We start from the raw sequence: 4,574 nt of genomic DNA, 5'->3' as shown, positions 1-4,574 counted from the left end.
GCAACCGGACTACGCCTGCTGACTTTAGTGTAGCAGATGCCGCCGTCCTATGCACTGCCTTTATTTTCATTCTCAGCTGTGATGGCATTTCATGAGGCGTTGAAAAATGCCATGCTCCCGGAAATACCGGGCGGCTGCGTCGGCTATGATAAAGTCGCTCTCATGCGCCTGCCGGTATGCGGCGCGGGCTTTCTCGGATTTCTGCGCTTTCAGTCCGTCGCGGGCGGGCTTGGTCTTGGCATAGGCAAGTACCTGTTGCTGCAACTCCTTTTTCCCTTGTAGCTTCGTTTCCAGTGCTTTCAGTTCGCCGCTGGTCTGGCGCATTTCCTGATAGGCGGTATCAACGGCGGCTTCCAACTGCTCCGGGGAAGTAAAGCCGTATTCCTGATACACATTCAGCGTCGCGGCCATCTGTTTGAGGTTGTGCATGGTCGCCCAGCGTTCATAGCCCCGGCCTTTGCCCTCGGCTTTCTTCTGCTCAATGTCCACAAGCCGCTGCACGCCGTCCTGTTTCGGGGCGGTTTGAGGGGCTTTTGTGGGCTGTATGCCGGTTTTCCCACGCCGGGGGTATTCGAGTATGGCCGCGGCCTTTTCTGTGGCTCTGGCGGCGTTCTGCTCCAAAACGGCAAGGACAGCGGCGCGGTCAAAGTCGTCACCCAGCTTCCGGGCGGTAATGGGCTTTGTCCTGTCCGGCGTAAGGTAGGAAAGCCGCCCCCGGCTCTCCTTGACGGCCACGCCCTCCCGCAGCAGCAGAGAGGAAAAGTCCTCGAATGAGGCCGCTGTAGACAGCGCGGCGCGTATGGTCTGCCGCAGCTTCTCCTTGTTCGTTTCAAACTTGGTCTGCCGGGGCGTGATACCGCCTGCAATCATGGGGGCGTTCTGCCTGTCCAGTGCGGCCTGTCCCTTTTTCTGCGCCCAATACTCCCGGTCTGTGACGCGGTTCTTGCTGCCGTTCAAGAGGTCGATTTGGTAAAGCCCCTCCCGGTGGCACATCTCCATGACTTCGGACTTGAAGTAGCGCAAGGCCGCGTCGGTACAGCGGTGCTTGCAACCGGCTTTCGTGTCGGCTGGCCTGTCCATGTAGGGCAGGAACGGCACTTCCTCAATCCGCAGGCTGTTAATGACAATATGCACATGGATATTGCCGCTGTGGTTGTGTCCGTCCGGGTGGGTGCAGACAAGGGCTTGGTGTCCGGGAAAATGCTCTTTGCAGTAGGCCAGCCCCAACGCCTGCGCCCGGTCAACGGTCAGGCCATTGTCGGCTGCGTCCCGTGGGTCAAAGCTGATGATATAGTGGTGGCTCTTGATGTCCTCCCGTTTGCTGTTCTTGCCGTACCGCAGATTTGCCCGGATACATGACAGGGCAAAATCCTCGTCCCCGCAGTTCAGCGTGTCCAGGCGGTAGTCCTGCCGGGGAACAAGCCGCCCAGTTTCATCAAGGATGGGCTTCATGGTAAACTCGTCATGCTCAAAGGTCAGATAGGCTTCGGCGGCTCCGTAGTCGGCATTTTTAGAGCTGATATGCTTGATCGTTGCCATAGGCTTCACCTATCACTTTCAGCACCTCGAATTTGAGGGCGGCAAGGTCGGAAACGGCGGCTCTCACTTCGCTGGACAGGGCGTTGTACGGTGCGCCGTATTCGTTCAGATACCGGGCAATCTGGTTTAGGTTGCTGCCGATTTTCCCGTACTGCGCCACAAGGGAAGATACAGCGGTGAGCATTTCCTCGCTGTGGGCAGTCACCCGGATAACAGGAGAAATCCGGCTGTAAAATATGGCTTGCCGGATATACTCGGACTGGCTCATGGAGAGGGCTGCGCATTTGTCCTCAAAGGCTCTGTGCTCGTCCTCGGTCAGACGGGTCTTGACAACACATTTCCGCTTGGGGGTGTTGTAGGTCTTGTGTGGCATGGTGGCTCAACTCCTTTCGTTGTTGCTGTTTGTCCTCTCACTGATAGGAGAAAAACAGGGTGTAAATCGGAACTGTTTTTGAAAAATCCCAAAAATATTTGCGGGGGATTTTTCGGCGGCGTAAGCCGCAAAAGGCGGGTTTGGGGTGGCAACCCCAACAAGTATCTGACCGGGGGCAAATGAGCGAAAAGAGAAATTTGGTACACTGGTCGATACTTGCTCTCCGTGACTGCAAACTTCCCCTCACTTCCGTCCGCCACTTTTTCCCGGTTTGTATAAATGCTTTTTGCAAATTCTCCTTTGCCTACTACTCGTTCATCAGGAGCCGGTTTTGGCAATCCGTTTGTCTTTTTCTGCTACTAATAATCCAAGATACAGGGTTATTGCCCGCTGACTGGAACCTTTTCGCTTTAGTAATACAGAAAACCCGAAAATGGCAACCGGGCAGACAGAAAAATTTCCCGTTCACTCTAAACACCACCGCCTTGCCTGTTTTGCCAAAAATGGGCGCAAAAAAAGCAGCAAATCTTTTTCAAGACTTACTGCTTTCGGTGTTATTAGTTGTGGCAATCGCTATGTTAAACAAATTTTATGCTATGGTAACTGTATCTGCAGGCGGCTGTGCTTAGCCTTGGGCGGTAGCTTTCATCTCTGCACGGGCCGCATCATAGGCTTCGGCATAAACGGCTGTCGTTTCGCTGTAATACTTGCTTTCCGCCTTTGTTGGAAATTCCATAACATCACCGTCGGAATCACAAGTCATAATTTTTTCTCCATTACTGTTATAAAACGCGGAAAAAGAGCTATAAAAATCGACAGTCGCCCGGCAACCCATCAAGGAAAAAGTCTGAAACCGATTGACGATATGGGGCAAGGTAGAAAGAATTTTATTTAACCCCATCAGAAGTTTGGGACGGTCTGGAGAAATATGCTGATTTTTATAGGCGTACCGATATGCAACATATTCCTCATCCATATAAACGCCCTTTTTGGCATCTTCTCTCGCCATTCTCCGAATATTTTCAACAACTGCGTCCGGCAATGAGGTGTTGTTCTCAAACTCTGTAGTTGCAGAAGTGTTCTCTGCATCCTTTTTCCCGCTGATTTCCACGGTATCCTCTCTGCTGAACTTGGTACTGGCTGCCTGTGACATACCTTTCGCCACCGCATTGCGTGTGTTCGGGATATAGAGTGAACCAGAAATGGTAGTAGAAGATATATTCATCTTTTGTCCCTCCTTTTACCTTGTGCAAAGTCTCAAAACCAGCTTAAGAAAGTTGTGTGTCAATATTAAATACTCTAATTGTATTTTCGGCTATTTTGAAAGAAAATTAAGTTGTTTGAACACAAAAGCAAAAGAGATGGAGAATTTACAGAATAGTGAGTGGCTGTCTGCCAAATTTCTGCGTGCTCCTTTAAGACATATGAGCATTTTGCTTGTGCAATAAAGCTTTTCAGAGTTTGCTGCTTTATATTAAAATTCAAGAAAACAGGTCGATATAACCATTAGAAAGAATTTATGTGAGGGGTGTTTTTCACGATGTCATGGCAAGTACCAAATATAAACGGTCAGCTTTCGTCCGAGCTGGTCAACAGCGGGTGGACTATATATAAAAGCACCCAATCCGGTCAAGGAAATACACAGCCAGCTGTTGGCGAGCAAGCGCGTCTTTCCCCGCCCTCTTTCGATACCGTAGATTTTAGTGACAGCAGTATCCCTGATATTACTCCTGAAATTCCAGAAGGTATGTTTCCCAACGGGGCACAAGTGGATGAAGATGGGAAAACGATTGTCAACAACCTGTGGGGTGGAATTAAAGTGGAATCCCGGATCGGAGCAGACGGCCAGTTTATCACATTTCCCGATGAGGCTAACCGGAGTGCTGCCAAAGGCGCCGCTACCCATGGTTTCTTTTATCACACCACGGATTTTCTAAAGGAGGCCGCTCAAAAGTACAGTACATTGGGTGAAAATGAAACCTTCCGTTTTCGGGATATTCAAGATGAAGGTTTTATCCGTGATACCCTGGATTTTCTGACCAATGGCAGCTATACAGAACAGGATGTCGCCGCCATGAAAGAACAAATGGAAGATGTCGTTCTGGAACTGGCCCAGCAGATCAAGGATGGCAAAGAGATTGATTTGAGCAGTGTCCAGACAAAGTTGACTATTGGCGGCTCCGAAATCGGAGTTGGACAGCTTTTTGAGCTGCAATCATTGGGCAAAGATTTGGAAGGGGTTTTGAATCAAACTTCCGTAGGCCAAATGGATTCCTTTGCATACGCTCAAAAAGGTCTTGCAAAATCTATCGGTGAATACTACGGCAAAGACTATGGAGCGGTAGGTGAAATGTTTGCAGACGGCATCGGGCGGCTTTATGAAAAAAGCGTCCAAAATATTCAAAAGCTAAACAATAGCATGAACAGTGGCTACGGCGGCATTGGCTGGTCGCAAAAGGAAAATGATTCCGTTCACACCGGCCTTGAAATTTCCGACCTATTTGCCAATCTGGATTGCAGCAGCAAGGACGCTTTTATGGCGGACTTCAACGCAAAGCTCTCCGATATGCGCACCCTTGTGCAGCAGTTTGGCAAAAAGTATAATCTCTCCGACACTTATTTGGGGATTGCCGGAGATATGGCAAACTTGATGAAATATATT

General features: G+C 49.8%; 4 protein-coding genes and 1 pseudogene. 2 read left to right on the top strand and 3 right to left on the bottom strand.

What is annotated here, in order from left to right; genetic code table 11:
* Nucleotides 1-105: 105 nt before the first annotated feature.
* Together B5F35_RS17595 and B5F35_RS17590 are read right to left on the bottom strand one after the other, a co-directional pair.
* Nucleotides 106-1,539: pseudogene (locus B5F35_RS17595) on the bottom strand (relaxase/mobilization nuclease domain-containing protein); the annotation flags it as partial.
* Complete coding sequence (locus B5F35_RS17590; RefSeq protein ID WP_087242922.1) at nt 1,511-1,912, bottom strand: plasmid mobilization protein; 402 nt, start codon at nt 1,910-1,912, stop codon at nt 1,511-1,513. The pseudogene B5F35_RS17595 and the gene B5F35_RS17590, both read right to left, overlap by 29 nt.
* Nucleotides 1,913-2,091: 179 nt before the next feature.
* Between B5F35_RS17590 and B5F35_RS17585 the strand changes: the two genes are divergently transcribed.
* Entirely contained in the window at nt 2,092-2,541 is a 450-nt protein-coding gene (locus tag B5F35_RS17585; RefSeq protein ID WP_087242920.1) for a hypothetical protein, read from the top strand.
* On the opposite strand, the gene B5F35_RS17580 is transcribed toward B5F35_RS17585, so the two are convergent.
* The gene (locus tag B5F35_RS17580) at nt 2,538-3,137 is read right to left on the bottom strand and encodes a hypothetical protein (protein ID WP_087242918.1); all 600 of its coding nucleotides are present in this window, start codon (nt 3,135-3,137) and stop codon (nt 2,538-2,540) included. The genes B5F35_RS17585 and B5F35_RS17580 overlap by 4 nt on opposite strands.
* Before the next feature lie 315 nt (nt 3,138-3,452).
* Between B5F35_RS17580 and B5F35_RS17575 the strand changes: the two genes are divergently transcribed.
* Nucleotides 3,453-4,574, top strand: a 1,122-nt coding sequence (locus B5F35_RS17575; RefSeq protein ID WP_140401283.1) for a hypothetical protein, incomplete at its 3' end; no start/stop codon positions are given.

The sequence above is a fragment of the Anaeromassilibacillus sp. An200 genome, assembly GCF_002160025.1.
Taxonomy (GTDB): domain Bacteria; phylum Bacillota; class Clostridia; order Oscillospirales; family Acutalibacteraceae; genus Caccousia; species Caccousia stercoris.
The sequence above is the reverse complement of the archived record's forward strand: the minus strand, read 5'-3'. Positions and strand labels throughout refer to the sequence as shown.

Coding starts and splice junctions, on each gene's coding strand:
- B5F35_RS17590 (WP_087242922.1), bottom strand. CDS start 1,912: ATGCCACACAAGACCTACAACACCCCCAAGCGGAAATGTGTTGTCAAG.
- B5F35_RS17585 (WP_087242920.1), top strand. CDS start 2,092: ATGAGCGAAAAGAGAAATTTGGTACACTGGTCGATACTTGCTCTCCGT.
- B5F35_RS17580 (WP_087242918.1), bottom strand. CDS start 3,137: ATGAATATATCTTCTACTACCATTTCTGGTTCACTCTATATCCCGAAC.